We start from the raw sequence: 16,488 nt of genomic DNA, 5'->3' as shown, positions 1-16,488 counted from the left end.
CGCGATAGTGTCGCACCAACGTGTCCGCTGCCCGCGGCCGTCGATCTGGGGATGCTCATGGCAACGACGCTGACCATCAACGGCGAAGCGAAATCCTTCGATGCACCCGCCGATATGCCGCTGCTCTGGGTGTTGCGCGACATTCTCGGCATGACCGGAACGAAATTCGGCTGCGGCATCGCGCAGTGCGGCGCATGTACGGTGCACATCGACGGCAAGCCGGTGCGGTCCTGCGTGCTTCCTGTCGGCGCGGTGCGCGACAAGGCCGTCACCACAATCGAGGGCATCGGTGCATCGTCCGCCGGTGCAAAAGTGCAGAAGGCCTGGCTCGATCTCGAAGTGGTCCAGTGCGGCTATTGCCAGTCAGGCCAGATCATGTCGGCTGCGGCACTGCTCGCATCGACACCGAGCCCTGACGATTCAGACATCGACGCCGCGATGGCAGGAAACATCTGCCGCTGCGGCACCTATGTCCGGATTCGCGCCGCGATCAAGCAGGCCGCCTCCGGCCGCCAGTCGTAGGAGCGGCGCCATGACATCGACTGAAAAACACTCCGACGCCGTGTCCCGCCGCGCGCTGCTCGGCGGCGCTCTCGCCTCCGGCTTCGTGCTTGCCTTTCACATTCCGGTCCGGGCCGCCAACGAGCCGACGCAGCCGCCAGACACGACCGACGGCGAATTCGCGCCCAACGCCTTCATTCGCATTGATCCCGCCGGCCGGATCACGCTTGTGATGCCGCAGGTCGAGATGGGCCAGGGGATCTATACCTCCGTCGCGATGATCCTGGCCGAGGAGCTCGACGCGAATCTCTCGACCGTCATCCTGGAGCACGCGCCGCCCAACGAAAAACTGTACGCGAATCCGATTTTCGGGATCCAGGCGACCGGCGGCTCGACGTCCGTGCGCGCATTCTGGAAACCGCTTCGCGAAGCCGGCGCAACGGCCCGCGCCATGCTGATCGAGGTCGCCGCGCAGCAATGGCAGGTCGAACCCGGGACATGCACGGCGTCGGATGGCGAAGTGATCCATCCCCAGAGCGGGCGCAGGCTCGGCTACGGCGCGCTGGCGCGGGACGCAAATGCGCAGACACCGCCGAAGACTGTCGCGGTCAAGGACCCCAAGGATTTCGTGCTGATCGGCAAGCCCGTGAAGCGCTTCGACACCCCGAACAAGGTCGACGGCACGACGATCTATGGCATCGACGCCATGGTTCCGGGCATGACATTCGCGACATTGGCGATGTCTCCGGTTTTCGGCGGCAAGATCGGCAAGGTCGACGATACCGCGGCGAAGAAAGTCCCGGGCGTTCGGAAGGTCGTCGTTCTCGACGATCTGGTCGCCGTGGTCGGCGATCATATGTGGGCCGCGAAAAAGGGCCTCGACGCGCTCGACGTGACCTGGGATGAGGGCGCCAACGCGCACCTCAGTTCGAAAGACATTTGGCAGGATATCCGCGCCGCCAGTGAGAAGGACGGCGCAGTCGCGAAATCCGAGGGCGACATCGCCAAGGGTCTTGCCAGCGGCGACAAACTCGAAGCGGCATACGAGCTGCCGTTTCTTGCGCACGCCACGATGGAGCCGTTGAACTGCACCGTCCATTTCAAGGGAGACTCCTGCGAAATCTGGACCGGCACGCAGATCATGGCGCGGGTGCAGTCCGAGGCGGCGAAGGCCGCAGGCCTGCCGGTCGACAAGGTGACCGTGAACCAGCATCTGATCGGTGGCGGTTTCGGCCGCAGGCTCGAGCCCGACATGGTCGTCGCGGCGGTGCGTATCGCCAAACAGGTCGATGGGCCGGTCAAGGTGGTGTGGACCCGCGAGGAGGACATCCAGCACGACGTCTATCGCCCGGTCTATCGCGACACCATTGCCGCCACGCTGTCGGGTGGCAGGATCGCCGCCTGGAAATATCGCATCACGGGTGCCGCCATCATCGCGCGCTGGCTGCCGCCTGCGTTCCAGAAGGGCATCGATATCGATGCCGTCGACGGCGCCGTGGACATTCCCTATGACATCCCCAACATCCACGTTGAATATAACAGGGCCGAGCCACCGGCGGTGCCGACCGGCTTCTGGCGCGGCGTCGGCCCCAACAACAACGTGTTCGCCATGGAGTGCTTCATGGACGAACTGGCGCGCAAGGCCGGCAAGGATCCGGTCAGCTTCCGCCGCGACATGCTCGGCAAAAACCCGCGCCAGTTGGCCGCGCTCAACCTCGCCGTGGAAAAATCAGACTGGGGCCAGGCGCTCCCCGCGCGGGTCGGACGCGGCGTGTGTGTGCAGCCGTCATTCGGCAGCTTCCTCGCCACCGTGGTGGAAGCGGAAATCGACGAACAAGGCGAGGTGCATCTGCGTCGCGTGACGACGGCGGTCGATACCGGCATCGCCGTCAACCCCGATACCATCATGGCGCAGATCGAAGGTGGGCTGATCTTCGGCCTGACCGCCGCGCTTTACGGCGAAATCACCATCGACAAGGGACGGGTGCAGCAGTCCAATTTCCACGACTACCGCATGCTGCGCATCAACCAGGCCCCAAAGATCGACGTTCATCTGATCAAGAGTGGCGAGATGCCCGGCGGCATCGGCGAAGCCGGCGTGACGGCGGGTCCGCCCGCTTTGCGCAACGCGATCTATGCTGCAACCGGCGTTGCGCTGCGCAGGCTGCCGATCGACCGCGCGCTGATCGCGGGGAAGAAATCATGAGCCGCCGCGCTCGCCGTATCCTCGAAAGCATCGTCGCGATCGTCCTGGTCGCATTCATTGTCGGCGTCTGGGTCATTCGCGGCCCTGGACCGATGGCGTTCGGGACCGGCCCGAACGTCGAACTCTCCGAATACAAGGGCGCCAATCCAACCGGCGTACCGGCTTCACTGACCAGTGCGAGCGTCGTGGCGCGTGGGGAATATCTCGCAAAGGCGGCGGACTGCATGGTCTGCCACACCGCGCAGGGCGGCAAGGAGTATGCCGGCGGCCTCGGCTTCAAGCTGCCGTTCGGCGTGCTCTATTCGACCAACATCACGCCCGACAAGGAAACCGGCATCGGCAACTATACCGACAAGGATTTCCTTAACGCCTTGCATACCGGCATCCGCCGCGACGGCGCGCGGCTTTATCCGGCGATGCCCTACACGTCCTATACCTACGTCACCGACGCGGATGCGTTGGCGATCAAGGCCTATCTGTTCAGCCTAGCGCCAGTGCGCGCGGAGCCGCCGGCCAACACGCTGGCATTTCCGTTCAACCAGCGCTGGGCGATGGCGGTCTGGTCCGAAGTGTTCAATCCGGACATCAGGTTCGAGCCTGACATTTCGAAGTCTCCGGAATGGAATCGCGGCGCCTACCTCGCCGAAGCGCTGGCGCATTGCGGCGAGTGCCACACGCCGCGAAACCTCGCCTTCGCATTAAACAACCGCAAGAAGTTCGGCGGCGCGATCACCGCCGGCTGGCGCGCCTTCAACATCTCGTCGGACAAGACCACCGGCCTCGGCGACTGGCGCGACGATGATCTCATCGCCTATCTCTCGAACGGCCATGCGACCGGCCACGGCACCGCGTCGGGCCCGATGGGCGAAGCCGTCGACCACAGCTTCAGCCAATTCGCGCCCGAGGACATCCGTGCGGTCGTGACCTATCTGCGCAGCGTGCCGCCGGTTGCTTCGCCCGATCTGCCGGCGACCACGGCGCCGCCGGCGCCTTCGGCGCACAAGGACGGCGTGACATCAGATGCGCGCGGCAAGATGGTCTTCGAAGGCGCTTGCGTCAGTTGCCACGGCTGGAGCGGTGAGAGCGCCGTCTCGCCGATGGCCACCCTGACCGGTGCATGGGCGGTGAACGATCCCGGCGCCACCAACGTCGCGCAGATCGTGATCTCGGGCACCAAGCGGCATACGCCCGACGGCGCGCTCTCGATGCCGGCGTTCGGCAACGCCTATTCGGACGACGAGATCGCAGCGGTTGCCAATTATGTGACCGCGCGGTTCGGCACCAAGGGATCGAAACTCACGGCGCAGGACGTGGCCGAGCTGCGCAAGCAGACGGCGCAGTAACCGCGTTTTTCAAGCGGCTGGAACCTTTCTGTTCCGATGGAAACGGAACGGGGTTCCAGACTCTGGTTTAGATGCGTTCTCTTTACGTGAACCGTCATCCACTTCGTTCGAAAACGCTTTAGTTCTACCCCGGCAGGGCGGCGTCGCGCAGCAGGCAGCCTGCACGCGCTCCAACCGATATGCGGGTGTCACACCGCTGACACAGCTATTTGAAAACAAAGATGCGCTGGCCGGCTTCCGTATGATCCGGCGGCGCTGTCGCCGCGCAATTATGACCCGGACTACGATCGCGGCCCGATCCCGCCGAAAATGTACGTGCCGAACCGATACTGAGGCGAGTTCCAACTCGGACCTCGTCGCGCACCGACCGGCTTCTTCAGGGAGCCGCGCAACGGACATCGAACCGAGGAGCTTCAAGATGAGCGACGAATATCCAGAGCTGGATCGTCTGCAGACTGAATACAAGAACTCGGTCGAGGCCTGGATCGCGGCGATCCGAAGCGAGGAAGCGCTTGCCTCCGTAAACCATACCGTGGCCGAGGTCGACCAGTGGGAGAACGCCCACTTCGCCGAGGACGCGATGCGCAGCAAGGTCAAGGCGGCGAAATCCGGGTACGAAGACGCCCTGCGCGAAAAGTTCTTCGGGTTCTGATCGAGCTAGCTGATCCAGAAACCCGGCACCGCGGGCGCGAGCCGCCCGCCGGCCCGCACCGGCGCGACCTTGACGGCGAGCCCAGTCGCATCGTCGGTCTCGACCGCGATGCCGCTAAGCGTCGCTACGCCTGACGCCGGCTCGAACCGGCCGGACGGAATGCCCGTGAGGAAGCGCTGCAGCGGCTCTTCCTTCTGCATGCCGATCACCGAATCATAGTCACCGGTCATGCCGGCATCGCTCATATAGGCGGTGCCGCCGGGCAGCACCTGATGATCGGCGGTCGGCACATGGGTGTGGGTGCCGACCACAAGGCTGACGCGGCCGTCGCAGAAGAAGCCGATGCCCTGCTTCTCGCTGGTGGCCTCGGCATGGAAATCCAGCACGATGGCGTCGGCGCCCTCGCGCAACGGACAGGCCTCGAGCTCGCGGTCGATCGCTGCGAAGGGATCGTTGGAGGACGGCTCCATGAAGACGCGGCCGATCGCGTTGATGACGAGCGCGCGCTTGCCGTTCTTGGTGTCGATCAGCGTGGCGCCGCGGCCGGGCGAATGGCGCGGAAAATTCAACGGACGGATCAGGCGCGGCGCGCGCTCGATGAAGACCAGCGCCTCCTTCTGATTCCAGGCGTGGTTGCCGAGCGTGATCGCATCGGCGCCGGCGTCGAGCAGCTCCTGGTAGATCGCCTCGGTGATGCCGAAGCCGCCGGCCGAGTTCTCGCCATTGACGATGACGAGATCGAGCGACCAGTCCTTGACCATGCCGGGGAGGTGGTCGGTGATGGCGGTGCGGCCGGTCCTGCCGACGACGTCACCAACAAAGAGAATACGCAATGCTAGGCACTCCGGAAATCGAACGTCTTGCGCTCCGTTAGCACATAATCCAGCGCGACGTCGTGCGACAGCGCCGGAATCACTTTGGTTTCCTGCGCGGCGAAAGCAAGCCCGACGCCGATCACGTGGTTGCTCTTGCGCAGATGCGCGAAGGTATAGTCGTAATAGCCGGCGCCATAGCCGATGCGGTGGCCGAGCCGGTCGAACGCCGCCAGCGGCACCAGCATCACGTCCGGCTGCACTTCAGCGGCGGCCGGCGACGGCTCGGGGATGCCGAGCGGCCCGAGCATCAGCCGGTCGTGCGGCGACCAGGCGCGAAAGGTCAGCGACTGGCCGCGCGCATTGACGCAGGGCAGCGCGAGGCGCGCGCCTTTGGCTGCGAGCTTCAACATCAGCGGCGCCGGGTCGATTTCACTGCGGATCGGCGCATAGCCTGAAACGATCATGCCCTGTGCGATCTCGAACGGCGCGCCGCGTTTAGCCAGCGCCTCGGCGGCGGCACTGCGCTGCTCATCGCTGAGCGCGTCGCGCTTGGCGAGCGCCAGAGCCCGAAGCTCGGCCTTCGATGGAGATGCGTGCATGACCCATCTTCCGCTGTCATCATCCGCGAAAGCAGACGATCGGATAGTCCAGAAACGCTAGCAATCCTGCGGTCATGCCGCGGCGTACTGGCACCCCCGCATAAGCGGGGCATGACACTGCTACTCAATCGAACCGCCGCAGCGAGAGACGACAAGGAAACAGCAGAAAACCCGAGTGCAGAGACCCACCCGGGGACAGAAAATTAAAGTGCGAAGCCACAGAGGCCGTTGGAGCGCTCGATCCCGGAGTTCCCTACGAAAGTAGGTGGGCACCATATGACCGGATCCACGGACCCGGCCAGGGACAGTTCCCTGAAGGATCGATAAGGCCCCGGGGATATTATGGCTCCTGACGCACGACGCAGCTTCGCACCGACCAATGTAGCTACGAAGTGGAGGTTGCGCCAGCGGCAAGACATTTTGTCGTCCCGGCGAAGGCCGGGACCCATTACCACTACTTTTGATTGCTTTGGGTGGTATCAACCGGCACCGCCCAAAATCGATGGGCCGCGGCGTATGTGTCCCGGCCCCCGTGCGCAATTGCGCACTAGGCCGGGACGACGATAGCTGGCGGATTGCGGAAACTACCCGATCGCGATGCCGCCGCCGATGGTGCGGTTGAGCACCTGCGTGGTGCGCTCGATCCGCTCGGCGGCGGCATTGAGCGCGTTGGAGACGGCAATTTGGGTCGCACGGGCGCGGTCGCCGGCGTCAACGCGCGCGTTGCGGAGCTGCTCGACCTCTTCCTCGAGGCTGCGGATGCGCGCCCCGGCATCGAGCAATTCGTCGCAGGCGGTGAGCGCGGCCATCACCGTCAGCCTGGCGTCGCCGATCTCGCCGAACTTGCCACGCAGGGATTCCACGCGGGATTCCAGATTCTCAGCGAGCTTGAGCAGCCGCACCTCCTGGCCCTCCTCGCAGGCCATCCGGTATTGCCGGCCGTTGATGGTGACGTTGATGTGGCTCATTTGCTCTCTCCGCCCTCGAGCACGGCGCGGATGGTGCCGATCGCTGCGTCGAGTTTTTCCGCGATCTCGCGATTGCTGCGTTCGAGCCTGCGCGTCTTCACCAGCGATCCGTCGAGCTCATCGGCAAGTCTGGAGCGGTCGGCGCCGAGCGCCTGGATCCGGCTCGCGAGCTCATTCTCGTCGCGGTCGGCCTCACGGCGCCGCTCCACCGAACTCTCCAACGCATCGAGTGCCGCCATCAGCCGCTTGGTTGCGGCATCGATGTCGGCAAGCGGTGCCTCGGTGTTGCCAGACCCGTTGGCGGGACGATCACTCATGAGACGCGGCGCGGACCCTTGATATTAGCCTGACCCAAGCCTGCTTATAGGCCTGCTTGGGCATGCCTGCCGCACGGCAAAATCGGCGTTTCGGCAAGCGGTTACGAGGCGAAATTTACGTGGCAAGCGAGGCAAGCGCAACGCCAGCGCCGAACTATGCACCGATCAATCGAAATGGCCCATTTCGAGCAACTTTTCCCCGATTCAGCGCGTTTGATCGCCTTGGACTTGCGAGATTGAGGTGCTAATCCAGCGCCAACCCCGTAAGGCCATCACGCGCGTGTCGCGGCTGCCCGCCCCGACGCGTACCGCAACAAGCTCCTCATTTCAGGCGGATTTTCATCATGACGCAGGTCGATCATACCCGTATGGCCAATGCGATCCGTGGGCTCGCCATGGATGCCGTCGAAAAGGCGAACTCCGGCCATCCAGGTCTGCCGATGGGCGCCGCCGACATGGCGACGGTGTTGTTCACCCAGTTCCTGAAATTCGACGCGGCAGACCCGGCTTGGCCCGACCGCGACCGCTTCGTGCTGTCGGCCGGCCACGGCTCGATGCTGCTCTATGCGTTGCTGTATTTGACCGGCAACAAGGAGATGACGCTCGACCAGATCAAGCATTTCCGCCAGCTCGGATCGCTGACGCCGGGACACCCCGAGAACTTCCACACCAAGGGCATCGAGACCACCACCGGCCCGCTCGGCCAAGGCATCGCGACCGCGGTCGGCATGGCGCTGGCCGAGAAGATGCTCGCCGCCGAGTTCAGCAAGAAGATCGTCAACCACCACACCTATGTGATCGCCTCGGACGGCGACCTGATGGAGGGCATCTCGCAGGAAGCGATCGCGCTGGCCGGCGTTTGGCGGCTGAACAAGATGATCGTGCTCTACGACGACAACGGCATCTCGATCGACGGCCCGACTTCTCTCTCCGACTCTGTCGACCAGGTGAAGCGCTTCAAGTCCGCCGGATGGGCTGCCGAGCTGATCGACGGCCAGGACCAGAAGGCGATCGCCGCCGCGATCACCCGCGCGCAGAAGTCCGGCAAGCCGACGATGATCGCCTGCAAGACCACGATCGGCTATGGCGCGCCGACCAGGGCCGGCACCAACAAAGCCCATGGCGAGGCGCTCGGCGCCGCCGAGTTGAAGGGCGCCAAGGAAAAGCTCGGCATCTCGCTCGAGCCGTTCTCGGTGCCTGACGACGTGCTGAAGGCCTGGCGCGAAGCCGGCAGCCGGGGCGCGGCCGCGCACAAGGATTGGAACGAGCAGTTCGCCCAGCTCGGCACCCGCAAGCGCGCCGAGTTCGAGCGCCGCCTGCGCCACGAGCGTCCGCAGGCACTCGCCAAGGCGCTGCGCGCGCACAAGAAGTCGCTGCTGGAAAATCCGCTCAACATCGCAACCCGCAAATCGTCGGAAGCCGCGATCGAGGTGATCGCCGCCGCGATGCCGATGGAATTCGTGGCCGGCTCCGCCGACCTTACCGGCTCCAACAACAACAAGGCCAAGTCGGCGATCGGATTTGCCGCCAAGACGCCAAAGGGCCGCTTCATCCATTACGGCATCCGCGAGCACGGCATGGCGGCGTGTTTGAACGGCATCTTCCTGCATGGTGGCTTCGCGCCGAACGGCGCGACCTTCCTGGTGTTCACCGACTACGCGCGCGGCGCGATGCGGCTGTCGGCGCTGATGGGCACCGGCGTCGTCTATGTCATGACGCATGACTCGATCGGCCTCGGAGAGGACGGCCCGACCCATCAACCGGTCGAGCATCTCGCCGCGCTGCGCGCGATCCCGAACATGCGCGTGTTCCGGCCCTGCGACGCGATGGAGACCGCCGAGTGCTGGGAGCTGGCGCTGAACCGCATCGACGGACCGACGGTGCTGGTGCTGACCCGCCAGAACCTGCCGCAGCTCCGCACCACGGCGCCGAATGAGAGCCCGTGCAGCCACGGCGCCTATGAACTGGTCGCGGCCCAGGGTGACGCAAAAGTGTCATTGTTCGCCTCCGGTTCCGAGGTCGAGATCGCGGTTGCCGCGCAGAAGCAGCTCGCCGAGCGCGGCATCGCGACGCGGGTGGTCTCGGTGCCATCGCTGGAATTGCTGCTGGCGCAACCCGCCGAGCGGCAGAACGCCATCATCGGCAACGCCCCGGTCAAGATCGCGATCGAGGCTGCGGTGCGCTGGGGCTGGGATGCCGTGATCGGCCGCGATGGTGAATTCGTGGGCATGCACGGTTTCGGTGCCAGCGGTCCAGCGAAGGATCTTTACAAGCACTTCGGAATTACCGCTGAGGCCGTCGTTAATGCTGCCCTGAAACGCGTCTGACGCTGGCCTGAAACGCGCACGCTGACGGTTGAGCTTGCCGCGAAAAAGGACTACCAAGGCTGCATCTTTTCCGCTCGCGTCCGGCTGAACCGGGCGTTCCGCCGTAAAATCCTCGTGGGAGCCATCCCGCGGGGCTGGCAGCAGCTTTTAGAGGAGACAACAGCATGGCAATCCGCGTCGCAATCAACGGGTTTGGCCGCATCGGCCGCAATGTATTGCGTGCCATCGCCGAGTCCGGCCGCAAGGATATCGAAGTGGTCGGCATCAACGACCTCGGCCCGGTCGAGACCAATGCGCACTTGCTGCGCTTCGACTCCGTGCACGGTCGTTTCCCCGGCACCGTCACCGTCGATGGCGACTCGATCAGCGTCGGCAACGGCAAGATCAAGGTGTCGGCCGAGCGCGATCCCACCAAGCTGCCCTGGAAGGAACTCGGCGTCGACATCGCGCTGGAATGCACCGGCATCTTCACCGCAAGGGACAAGGCCTCCGCGCACCTCACCGCCGGCGCCAAGCGCGTGCTGGTCTCAGCGCCTGCCGACGGCGCGGATGCGACCATCGTCTTCGGCGTCAACCACGACATCCTGACCAAGGACCATCTGGTCATCTCCAACGGCTCCTGCACCACCAACTGCCTCGCGCCGGTCGCCAAGGTGCTGAACGACACCGTCGGCATCGAGACCGGCTTCATGACCACGATCCACGCCTATACCGGCGACCAGCCGACGCTGGACACCCTGCACAAGGACCTCTATCGCGGCCGTGCGGCGGCGATGTCGATGATCCCGACCTCGACCGGTGCGGCGAAGGCGATCGGATTGGTTCTCCCAGAACTTAAAGGCAAGCTCGACGGCGTTTCGATCCGCGTACCGACCCCGAACGTCTCGGTGATCGACCTCAAGATCGTCGCCAAGCGCAAGACCGACGTCAATGAGATCAACGAGGCGATGAAGCGGGCCTCCGAGCAGCAGCTCAAGGGTGTCCTCGGCTACACCACCGCGCCGAACGTTTCGATCGACTTCAATCACGACCCGCACTCGTCGACCTTCCACATGGATCAGACCAAGGTGCAGAACGGCAATTTCGTGCGCGTGATGTCGTGGTACGACAATGAGTGGGGCTTCTCCAACCGCATGGCCGACACCGCGGTCGCGATCGGGAAGCTGCTGTAACTCACGTCTCGTGTCCCGGCTCAGCAGTGCAGCGTCGAGACGCTGCACTGCTGAGCCGGGACCCATGCCACCGCGGGACCCGTGCTGATATGGGTCCCGGTTCTGCAGCGCATCGCCTTGCGCTGCGCCGCGCCCGGGACAAGAGACCTCACATGAGCAAATTCCGTACCCTCGACGACGTCGATGTGAAGGGCAAGCGCGTGCTGTTGCGCGTCGACCTCAACGTCCCCATGGACAATGGCCGCGTCACCGACGCCACGCGGCTTGAGCGCGTCGCCCCGACCATCACCGAAATCTCCGACAAGGGCGGCAAGGTGATCCTGCTCGCCCATTTCGGCCGGCCAAAGGGACGCGATCCCAAGGAGTCGCTCAAACCCGTCGCCGAGGCGCTGTCGAAGGTGATCAAGCGGCCCGTCGCCTTCGCCGACGACTGCATCGGCGACGTCGCGGCCAAGGCGGTCGGCGCCATGAAGGACGGCGACATCCTCTGCCTGGAAAACACGCGTTTCCACAAGGAAGAAGAGAAGAACGATTCTGGTTTTGTCGCGGAGCTCGCCAAGCTCGGCGATATCTGGGTCAACGACGCCTTCTCGGCCGCGCATCGCGCGCACGCCTCCACCGAAGGCCTCGGCCACAAGCTGCCGGCCTATGCCGGCCGCACCATGCAGGCCGAGCTCGACGCGCTCGGCAAGGCGCTGGATGCGCCGACCAAGCCCGTGATCGCGATCATCGGTGGCGCCAAGGTGTCGACCAAGATCGACCTGCTGGAAAACCTGGTGACCAAGGTCGATGCACTGGTGATCGGCGGCGGCATGGCCAACACCTTCCTGCACGCGCAGGGCATCGGCGTCGGCAAGTCGCTCGCCGAAAAGGACCTTGCCCCGACCGCATTGCGGATCATGGAAAAGGCCGAAGCGGCCAATTGTGCCATCATCCTTCCCGTGGATGCCGTGGTCGCGAACCAGTTCGCCGCAAATGCCCCCTCGCACGCCTATGGCCTGGATGCGATCCCGGCCGACGGCATGATCCTCGACGTCGGCCCGCAGTCGATTGCACGCATCCATTCCGCGATCGACGATGCGGCCACCCTGGTCTGGAACGGACCGCTCGGCGCCTTCGAGCTGACGCCATTCGACCGCGGCACCATGGTGTCCGCCAAACATGCCGCCGAGCGCACCAAGGCGAAGAAGCTGATTTCGGTCGCCGGCGGCGGCGACACCGTCGCGGCGCTGAACCAGGCGGGCGTCGCCGGCGATTTTTCCTATGTCTCGACCGCGGGCGGCGCGTTTCTTGAATGGATGGAAGGCAAGCCGCTGCCGGGCGTCGAAGTTCTGAAGAAGGGCTGATCTACCGGGATCACGCGCGAAAGCGCTGTAACTACAGGGAGAAATTGAATGGCTCGTATTACGTTGCGGCAACTGCTCGACCACGCGGCTGAGCACGACTACGGCGTACCGGCGTTCAACATCAACAATATGGAGCAGGCGCTGGCGATCATGGCGGCAGCCTCCGAGGTCGATGCCCCCGTCATCATCCAGGCCTCGCGCGGCGCGCGCTCCTATGCCAACGATGTCATGCTCAAGCACATGATGGACGCCGTCACCGAGATCTATCCGCAGATTCCGGTCTGCGTGCATCTCGACCATGGCAATGAGCCCGCCACCTGCATGACGGCGATCCAGGCCGGTTTCACCTCGGTCATGATGGACGGCTCACTGAAGGCCGATGGCAAGACCCCCGGTGACTGGGACTACAATGTCGGCGTCACCCGGACCGTGACCGGCATGGCCCATCTCGGCGGCATCTCGGTGGAAGGCGAGCTCGGCGTGCTCGGTTCGCTCGAGACCGGCATGGGCGACAAGGAAGACGGCCACGGCGCCGAGGGCAAGCTGTCGCATGACCAGCTTCTCACCAATCCCGATGAAGCCGTGAAGTTCGTCCAGGAAACCAAGGTCGACGCGCTGGCGATCGCGATGGGCACCTCGCACGGCGCCTACAAGTTCACCCGCAAGCCCGACGGCGACATCCTCGCCATGAAGGTGATCGAGGAGATCCACCGCAAGCTGCCAAACACGCATCTGGTGATGCACGGCTCCTCGTCGGTGCCGCAGGATCTGCAGGAGATCATCAACGCCCATGGCGGCAAGATGAAAGCGACCTGGGGCGTGCCGGTTACCGAGATCCAGCGCGGCATCAAGAACGGCGTGCGCAAGATCAACATCGACACTGATAACCGGATGGCGATGACCGGCCAGATCCGCAAGGTCCTGCACGACAATCCGGAAGAGTTCGATCCGCGCAAGTACCTGAAGCCGGCGATGGAGGCGATGACCAAGCTCTGCAAGCAGCGTCTGCAGGAGTTCAACACCGCAGGCCAGGCCAGCAAGATCAAGAAGGTGCTGACCACCGCCGATATGGCCAAGCGCTACGCCAAGGGCGAGCTCGATCCGAAGGTCGCCTGAGATCGCGAGAGCGTTTTCAAGCGAAGTGGGTACCGGTTCGCGTGAAGAAAACGCGTCAAAACAAGAATCCAGAACTCCGTTCCGACTCCATCGGAACGGAGTTCTGGGGCGACGGGACACCGGTTCTGTTTCGGTCGGCAGCCTGCCGCCGCTGCAATAACCGGCCGCGACGAACGTTTTCTAGGCAATTGCCCGAGAACCGCCTATTTTGGCTCGCAAAGGCAAGTTGCTCTGGAGGACGCCCCGATGAATCTCGCTGACCTCAACAAAGTTGCGCTTGCCATGGTCGCCCCGGGCAAGGGCCTGCTCGCCGCCGACGAATCCTCGGGCACCATCAAGAAGCGTTTTGACGCCATCAAGGTCGAATCGACCGAGGACAGCCGCCGCGACTATCGCGAGATGCTGCTCCGCTCGCAGGAGGCGATGAGCAAATTCATCTCCGGCGTCATCCTCTACGACGAGACGATCTGGCAGAATGCCAAGGACGGCACGCCACTGGTCAGATTGATCGAGCAGGCCGGCGCCATTCCCGGCATCAAGGTCGATGAAGGCACGCAAGCCCTGCCGAACTGCCCGGGCGAACTCGTCACCATTGGCCTCGACAAGCTCGCCGAACGCCTCGCGAAATATTACGAGCGCGGTGCGCGCTTCGCGAAATGGCGCGCGGTGATCGATATCGGCGGCGGCGCGGGTAGCCGCGGCGTTCCGACGATGACCGCGATCCGCGTCAATGCGCACGCGCTGGCGCGCTACGCGGCGCTGTGCCAGGCCGCGCAGATCGTGCCGATCGTCGAACCGGAAGTGCTGATGGACGGCGATCACGACATCGACCGCTGCTACGACGTGACGCAGCGCTTGCTGAACCGCACCTTCCAGGAATTGCGGGTGCAGCGGGTCGCGCTGGAGGGCATGATCCTGAAGCCGAACATGGCGATCTCGGGCAAAAAATGCCCGAAGCAGGCCTCGGTCCAGGAGGTCGCCGAGAAGACCGTCCGCCTGCTCAAGAGCTGCGTGCCGGCTGCGGTGCCGGGCATCGCCTTCCTCTCGGGCGGCCAGAACGACGAGGAGGCGACCGCGCATCTCGACGCCATGAACAAGATCGGCAATTTGCCCTGGCCGCTGACCTTCTCCTACGGCCGCGCATTGCAGGCCGCGCCGCAGCAGGCGTGGTCCGGCAAGGCCGACAACGTCGCGGCGGGCCAGCGCGCCTTCTCGCATCGCGCCAGGATGAACAGCCTGGCGAGCACCGGCAAATGGGACGCCGGCCTCGAAAAACAGGCGGCATAGTTGGCCACCAAACCCGTTCCGCCGCGCCCCGCCCCGCGCCTCTATCTCGCGACGCCTGAAGTCGACGAGCCTGCGCAGCTTGTGGCAGACCTTCCCGGCCTGCTGGCCGCGGCCGATATCGCCGCGGTGCTGGTGCGGCTGCGCGAGACCGACCAGCGCACCATGATCTCGCGCGTCAAGGCGCTGGTATCCATCATCCAGAACGCCGGCGCTGCGGTCTTGATCGAGGGCCACGCCGAGCTGGTGGCCCGCGCGGGTGCCGACGGCGCGCATCTGATCGGCATTGCTGCGATGGAAGACGCGATGCCGTCGCTGAAGCCCGACCGTATCGTCGGCGTCGGCGGGCTGGCGACGCGCCACGATTCGATGGCCGCGGGTGAAGCCGGCGCCGACTACGTGCTGTTCGGCGAGCCCGATGCCAGCGGGCAGCGGCCGTCGGTCGAGGCGATCGCCGAGCGGCTGCAATGGTGGGACGAATTGTTCGAGCCGCCCTGCGTCGGCTTTGCCGTCTCGCGCGAGGAGGCCGAGGAGTTCGCCGCAGCCGGTGCGGATTTCGTGCTGGTCGGTGACGTCGTCTGGGCCGATCCGCGCGGCGCGAAGGCGGCGCTGACCGAGATCGGCGAGGCCATCGCGCGAGCGCACGCCAACACAAGGGCCAGGGCCGAGGGATGACGCCGGAATGAAGCGCCTGCGTCCGATAGGGGTTGCGCTCGGCTGCACGATGCTGGCGGGCGGTGCGATGGCGCAGCTGTCGATCACGCCGCCGGCCCAGACACCGCCTGCGAAGAAGGAAGTCCCCAAGGAGGTTCCCAAGGACAAGCCGAAGGTCCATTCCCCGGTCGCCAAAAAGCCTGCGCCGAAGCCTGCGGCCACGCCGACGCCAACGCCCGCCCCCTTGCCGTCCCTGAAGCAGGCCTTCGACGATCCCAACGTCGACCTGGTCTACGGCGCCTATCAGCGCGGCATGTACAAGACCGCGTTCGATCTCGCGACCGCGCGCGTCCAGTACAACGGCGATCCCAAATCGATGACGATGCTGGGCGAGCTTTACGCCAACGGCCTCGGCGTCAAGCGCGACTACGCCAAGGCCGATCAGTGGTACCAGAAGGCCTGCGACGCCGGCGATCGCGAGGCGATGTTCGCGCTCGCCATGATGAAGATCGCGGGCCGCGGCGGCCCGGTGAACAAGGACGGCGCGGTCAAGCTGCTGGCATCGGCGGTCAAGCTCGGCGAGCCCAAGGCGGCCTATAATCTCGCGCTGCTCTATCTCGACGGCCAGACCCTGCCGCAGGACGTGAAACGCTCGGCGGAGCTCTTGCGCATGGCCGCCGACGCCGGCAACCCCGAAGCGCAATACGCGCTCGCGACCTTCTACAAGGAAGGCACCGGCGTGCCGAAGGACCTCGATAAGTCGGTGCGGCTGCTGCAGGCCGCCTCGCTCGCCGACAATGTCGACGCCGAGGTCGAATATGCCATCGCGCTGTTCAACGGCACCGGCACGCCGCGCAACCCGCCGGCGGCGGTCGCCCTGCTGCGCAAGGCGGCCCGGCAGAACTCACCGATCGCGCAGAACCGGCTCGCCTTCGTGCTGGCGACCGGCCAGGGCACGCCGCAGGACAAGGTCGAGGCGCTGAAATGGCACACAGTGGCCAAGACCGCCGGCAAGGGCGATCCCGCGCTCGACGAGACGCTCGCCAACATGAGCCCCGAAGATCGCGCCAAGGGCGAGGAAGCCGCCCGGAAATGGATCGGAAACAACGTCAAATGACGCCTTGACGGCGCCACGTCCAGAGGGCAACCCAGTCCGAACTTACCGGCGCCGCAGGCCGTTCCTCTGAC

The 16,488-nt window shown here is 64.8% G+C and carries 15 protein-coding genes and 1 other RNA gene; 11 read left to right on the top strand and 5 right to left on the bottom strand.

Annotation, left to right across the window (positions count from 1 at the left end):
• The first annotated feature begins 57 nt into the window (after positions 1-57).
• The 4 genes from UP09_RS35775 (at position 58) to UP09_RS35760 (ending at position 4,702) form a co-directional block, all read left to right on the top strand.
• A complete protein-coding gene (locus tag UP09_RS35775) occupies positions 58-522 on the top strand; it encodes a (2Fe-2S)-binding protein (protein WP_197082798.1) in 465 nt (154 codons plus the stop codon).
• Positions 523-532: 10 nt separating this feature from the next.
• Positions 533-2,707, top strand: a complete 2,175-nt coding sequence (locus UP09_RS35770; RefSeq protein ID WP_044543092.1) for a xanthine dehydrogenase family protein molybdopterin-binding subunit — start codon at positions 533-535, stop codon at positions 2,705-2,707.
• Positions 2,704-4,050 (top strand): c-type cytochrome, encoded by a 1,347-nt coding sequence (locus UP09_RS35765; RefSeq protein ID WP_044543091.1) that lies wholly within the window; start codon positions 2,704-2,706, stop codon positions 4,048-4,050. Before UP09_RS35770 ends, UP09_RS35765 begins: the two co-directional genes overlap by 4 nt.
• 418 nt (positions 4,051-4,468) lie before the next feature.
• Positions 4,469-4,702 (top strand): hypothetical protein, encoded by a 234-nt coding sequence (locus UP09_RS35760; RefSeq protein ID WP_044543090.1) that lies wholly within the window; start codon positions 4,469-4,471, stop codon positions 4,700-4,702.
• A gap of 5 nt (positions 4,703-4,707) precedes the next feature.
• Here UP09_RS35760 and UP09_RS35755 read toward each other — a convergent pair whose 3' ends face one another.
• The 5 genes from UP09_RS35755 to UP09_RS35740 form a co-directional block, all read right to left on the bottom strand.
• The gene (locus tag UP09_RS35755) at positions 4,708-5,535 is read right to left on the bottom strand and encodes a TIGR00282 family metallophosphoesterase (protein ID WP_044543089.1); all 828 of its coding nucleotides are present in this window, start codon (positions 5,533-5,535) and stop codon (positions 4,708-4,710) included.
• A 2-nt stretch (positions 5,536-5,537) separates the two neighbouring features.
• On the bottom strand, positions 5,538-6,116 hold the full coding sequence (locus UP09_RS35750; protein ID WP_044543088.1) for a 5-formyltetrahydrofolate cyclo-ligase: 579 nt from the start codon (positions 6,114-6,116) through the stop codon (positions 5,538-5,540).
• 209 nt (positions 6,117-6,325) lie between these two features.
• A non-coding RNA gene (ssrS, locus tag UP09_RS36670) (6S RNA) lies at positions 6,326-6,487 on the bottom strand.
• A gap of 213 nt (positions 6,488-6,700) precedes the next feature.
• The gene (locus tag UP09_RS35745) at positions 6,701-7,084 is read right to left on the bottom strand and encodes a cell division protein ZapA (protein ID WP_044543087.1); all 384 of its coding nucleotides are present in this window, start codon (positions 7,082-7,084) and stop codon (positions 6,701-6,703) included.
• Complete coding sequence (locus UP09_RS35740; protein ID WP_044543086.1) at positions 7,081-7,401, bottom strand: DUF4164 domain-containing protein; 321 nt, start codon at positions 7,399-7,401, stop codon at positions 7,081-7,083. Before UP09_RS35740 ends, UP09_RS35745 begins: the two co-directional genes overlap by 4 nt.
• Before the next feature lie 344 nt (positions 7,402-7,745).
• On the opposite strand from UP09_RS35740, the gene tkt reads away from it, so the two are divergent.
• From tkt to UP09_RS35705, 7 genes are all read left to right on the top strand, one after another.
• Positions 7,746-9,728, top strand: a complete 1,983-nt coding sequence (gene tkt, locus UP09_RS35735; protein WP_044543085.1) for a transketolase — start codon at positions 7,746-7,748, stop codon at positions 9,726-9,728.
• A gap of 164 nt (positions 9,729-9,892) precedes the next feature.
• Positions 9,893-10,900: a type I glyceraldehyde-3-phosphate dehydrogenase gene (gene gap / locus UP09_RS35730; protein WP_044543084.1), complete on the top strand. Its 1,008-nt coding sequence runs from the start codon at positions 9,893-9,895 to the stop codon at positions 10,898-10,900.
• Between the two features lie 152 nt (positions 10,901-11,052).
• Complete coding sequence (locus UP09_RS35725; RefSeq protein WP_044543083.1) at positions 11,053-12,246, top strand: phosphoglycerate kinase; 1,194 nt, start codon at positions 11,053-11,055, stop codon at positions 12,244-12,246.
• A gap of 48 nt (positions 12,247-12,294) precedes the next feature.
• Positions 12,295-13,362, top strand: a complete 1,068-nt coding sequence (gene fba, locus UP09_RS35720; RefSeq protein ID WP_044543082.1) for a class II fructose-bisphosphate aldolase — start codon at positions 12,295-12,297, stop codon at positions 13,360-13,362.
• Between the two features lie 246 nt (positions 13,363-13,608).
• Positions 13,609-14,649, top strand: coding sequence for a class I fructose-bisphosphate aldolase (locus tag UP09_RS35715; RefSeq protein ID WP_044543081.1), 1,041 nt, complete (start codon positions 13,609-13,611; stop codon positions 14,647-14,649).
• Entirely contained in the window at positions 14,650-15,321 is a 672-nt protein-coding gene (locus UP09_RS35710) for a thiamine phosphate synthase (RefSeq protein ID WP_044543080.1), read from the top strand.
• A gap of 7 nt (positions 15,322-15,328) precedes the next feature.
• Entirely contained in the window at positions 15,329-16,417 is a 1,089-nt protein-coding gene (locus UP09_RS35705; protein ID WP_044543079.1) for a tetratricopeptide repeat protein, read from the top strand.
• The last annotated feature ends 71 nt before the right edge of the window (positions 16,418-16,488 follow it).

This window comes from Bradyrhizobium sp. LTSP885 (assembly GCF_000938305.1).
Classification (GTDB): Bacteria; Pseudomonadota; Alphaproteobacteria; order Rhizobiales; family Xanthobacteraceae; genus Bradyrhizobium.
This window is presented reverse-complemented; position numbering and strand designations above follow the sequence as displayed.

Coding starts and splice junctions, on each gene's coding strand:
- UP09_RS35775 (WP_197082798.1), top strand. CDS start 58: ATGGCAACGACGCTGACCATCAACGGCGAAGCGAAATCCTTCGATGCA.
- UP09_RS35770 (WP_044543092.1), top strand. CDS start 533: ATGACATCGACTGAAAAACACTCCGACGCCGTGTCCCGCCGCGCGCTG.
- UP09_RS35765 (WP_044543091.1), top strand. CDS start 2,704: ATGAGCCGCCGCGCTCGCCGTATCCTCGAAAGCATCGTCGCGATCGTC.
- UP09_RS35760 (WP_044543090.1), top strand. CDS start 4,469: ATGAGCGACGAATATCCAGAGCTGGATCGTCTGCAGACTGAATACAAG.
- UP09_RS35750 (WP_044543088.1), bottom strand. CDS start 6,116: ATGCACGCATCTCCATCGAAGGCCGAGCTTCGGGCTCTGGCGCTCGCC.
- UP09_RS35745 (WP_044543087.1), bottom strand. CDS start 7,084: ATGAGCCACATCAACGTCACCATCAACGGCCGGCAATACCGGATGGCC.
- UP09_RS35740 (WP_044543086.1), bottom strand. CDS start 7,401: ATGAGTGATCGTCCCGCCAACGGGTCTGGCAACACCGAGGCACCGCTT.
- tkt (WP_044543085.1), top strand. CDS start 7,746: ATGACGCAGGTCGATCATACCCGTATGGCCAATGCGATCCGTGGGCTC.
- gap (WP_044543084.1), top strand. CDS start 9,893: ATGGCAATCCGCGTCGCAATCAACGGGTTTGGCCGCATCGGCCGCAAT.
- UP09_RS35725 (WP_044543083.1), top strand. CDS start 11,053: ATGAGCAAATTCCGTACCCTCGACGACGTCGATGTGAAGGGCAAGCGC.
- fba (WP_044543082.1), top strand. CDS start 12,295: ATGGCTCGTATTACGTTGCGGCAACTGCTCGACCACGCGGCTGAGCAC.
- UP09_RS35715 (WP_044543081.1), top strand. CDS start 13,609: ATGAATCTCGCTGACCTCAACAAAGTTGCGCTTGCCATGGTCGCCCCG.
- UP09_RS35705 (WP_044543079.1), top strand. CDS start 15,329: ATGAAGCGCCTGCGTCCGATAGGGGTTGCGCTCGGCTGCACGATGCTG.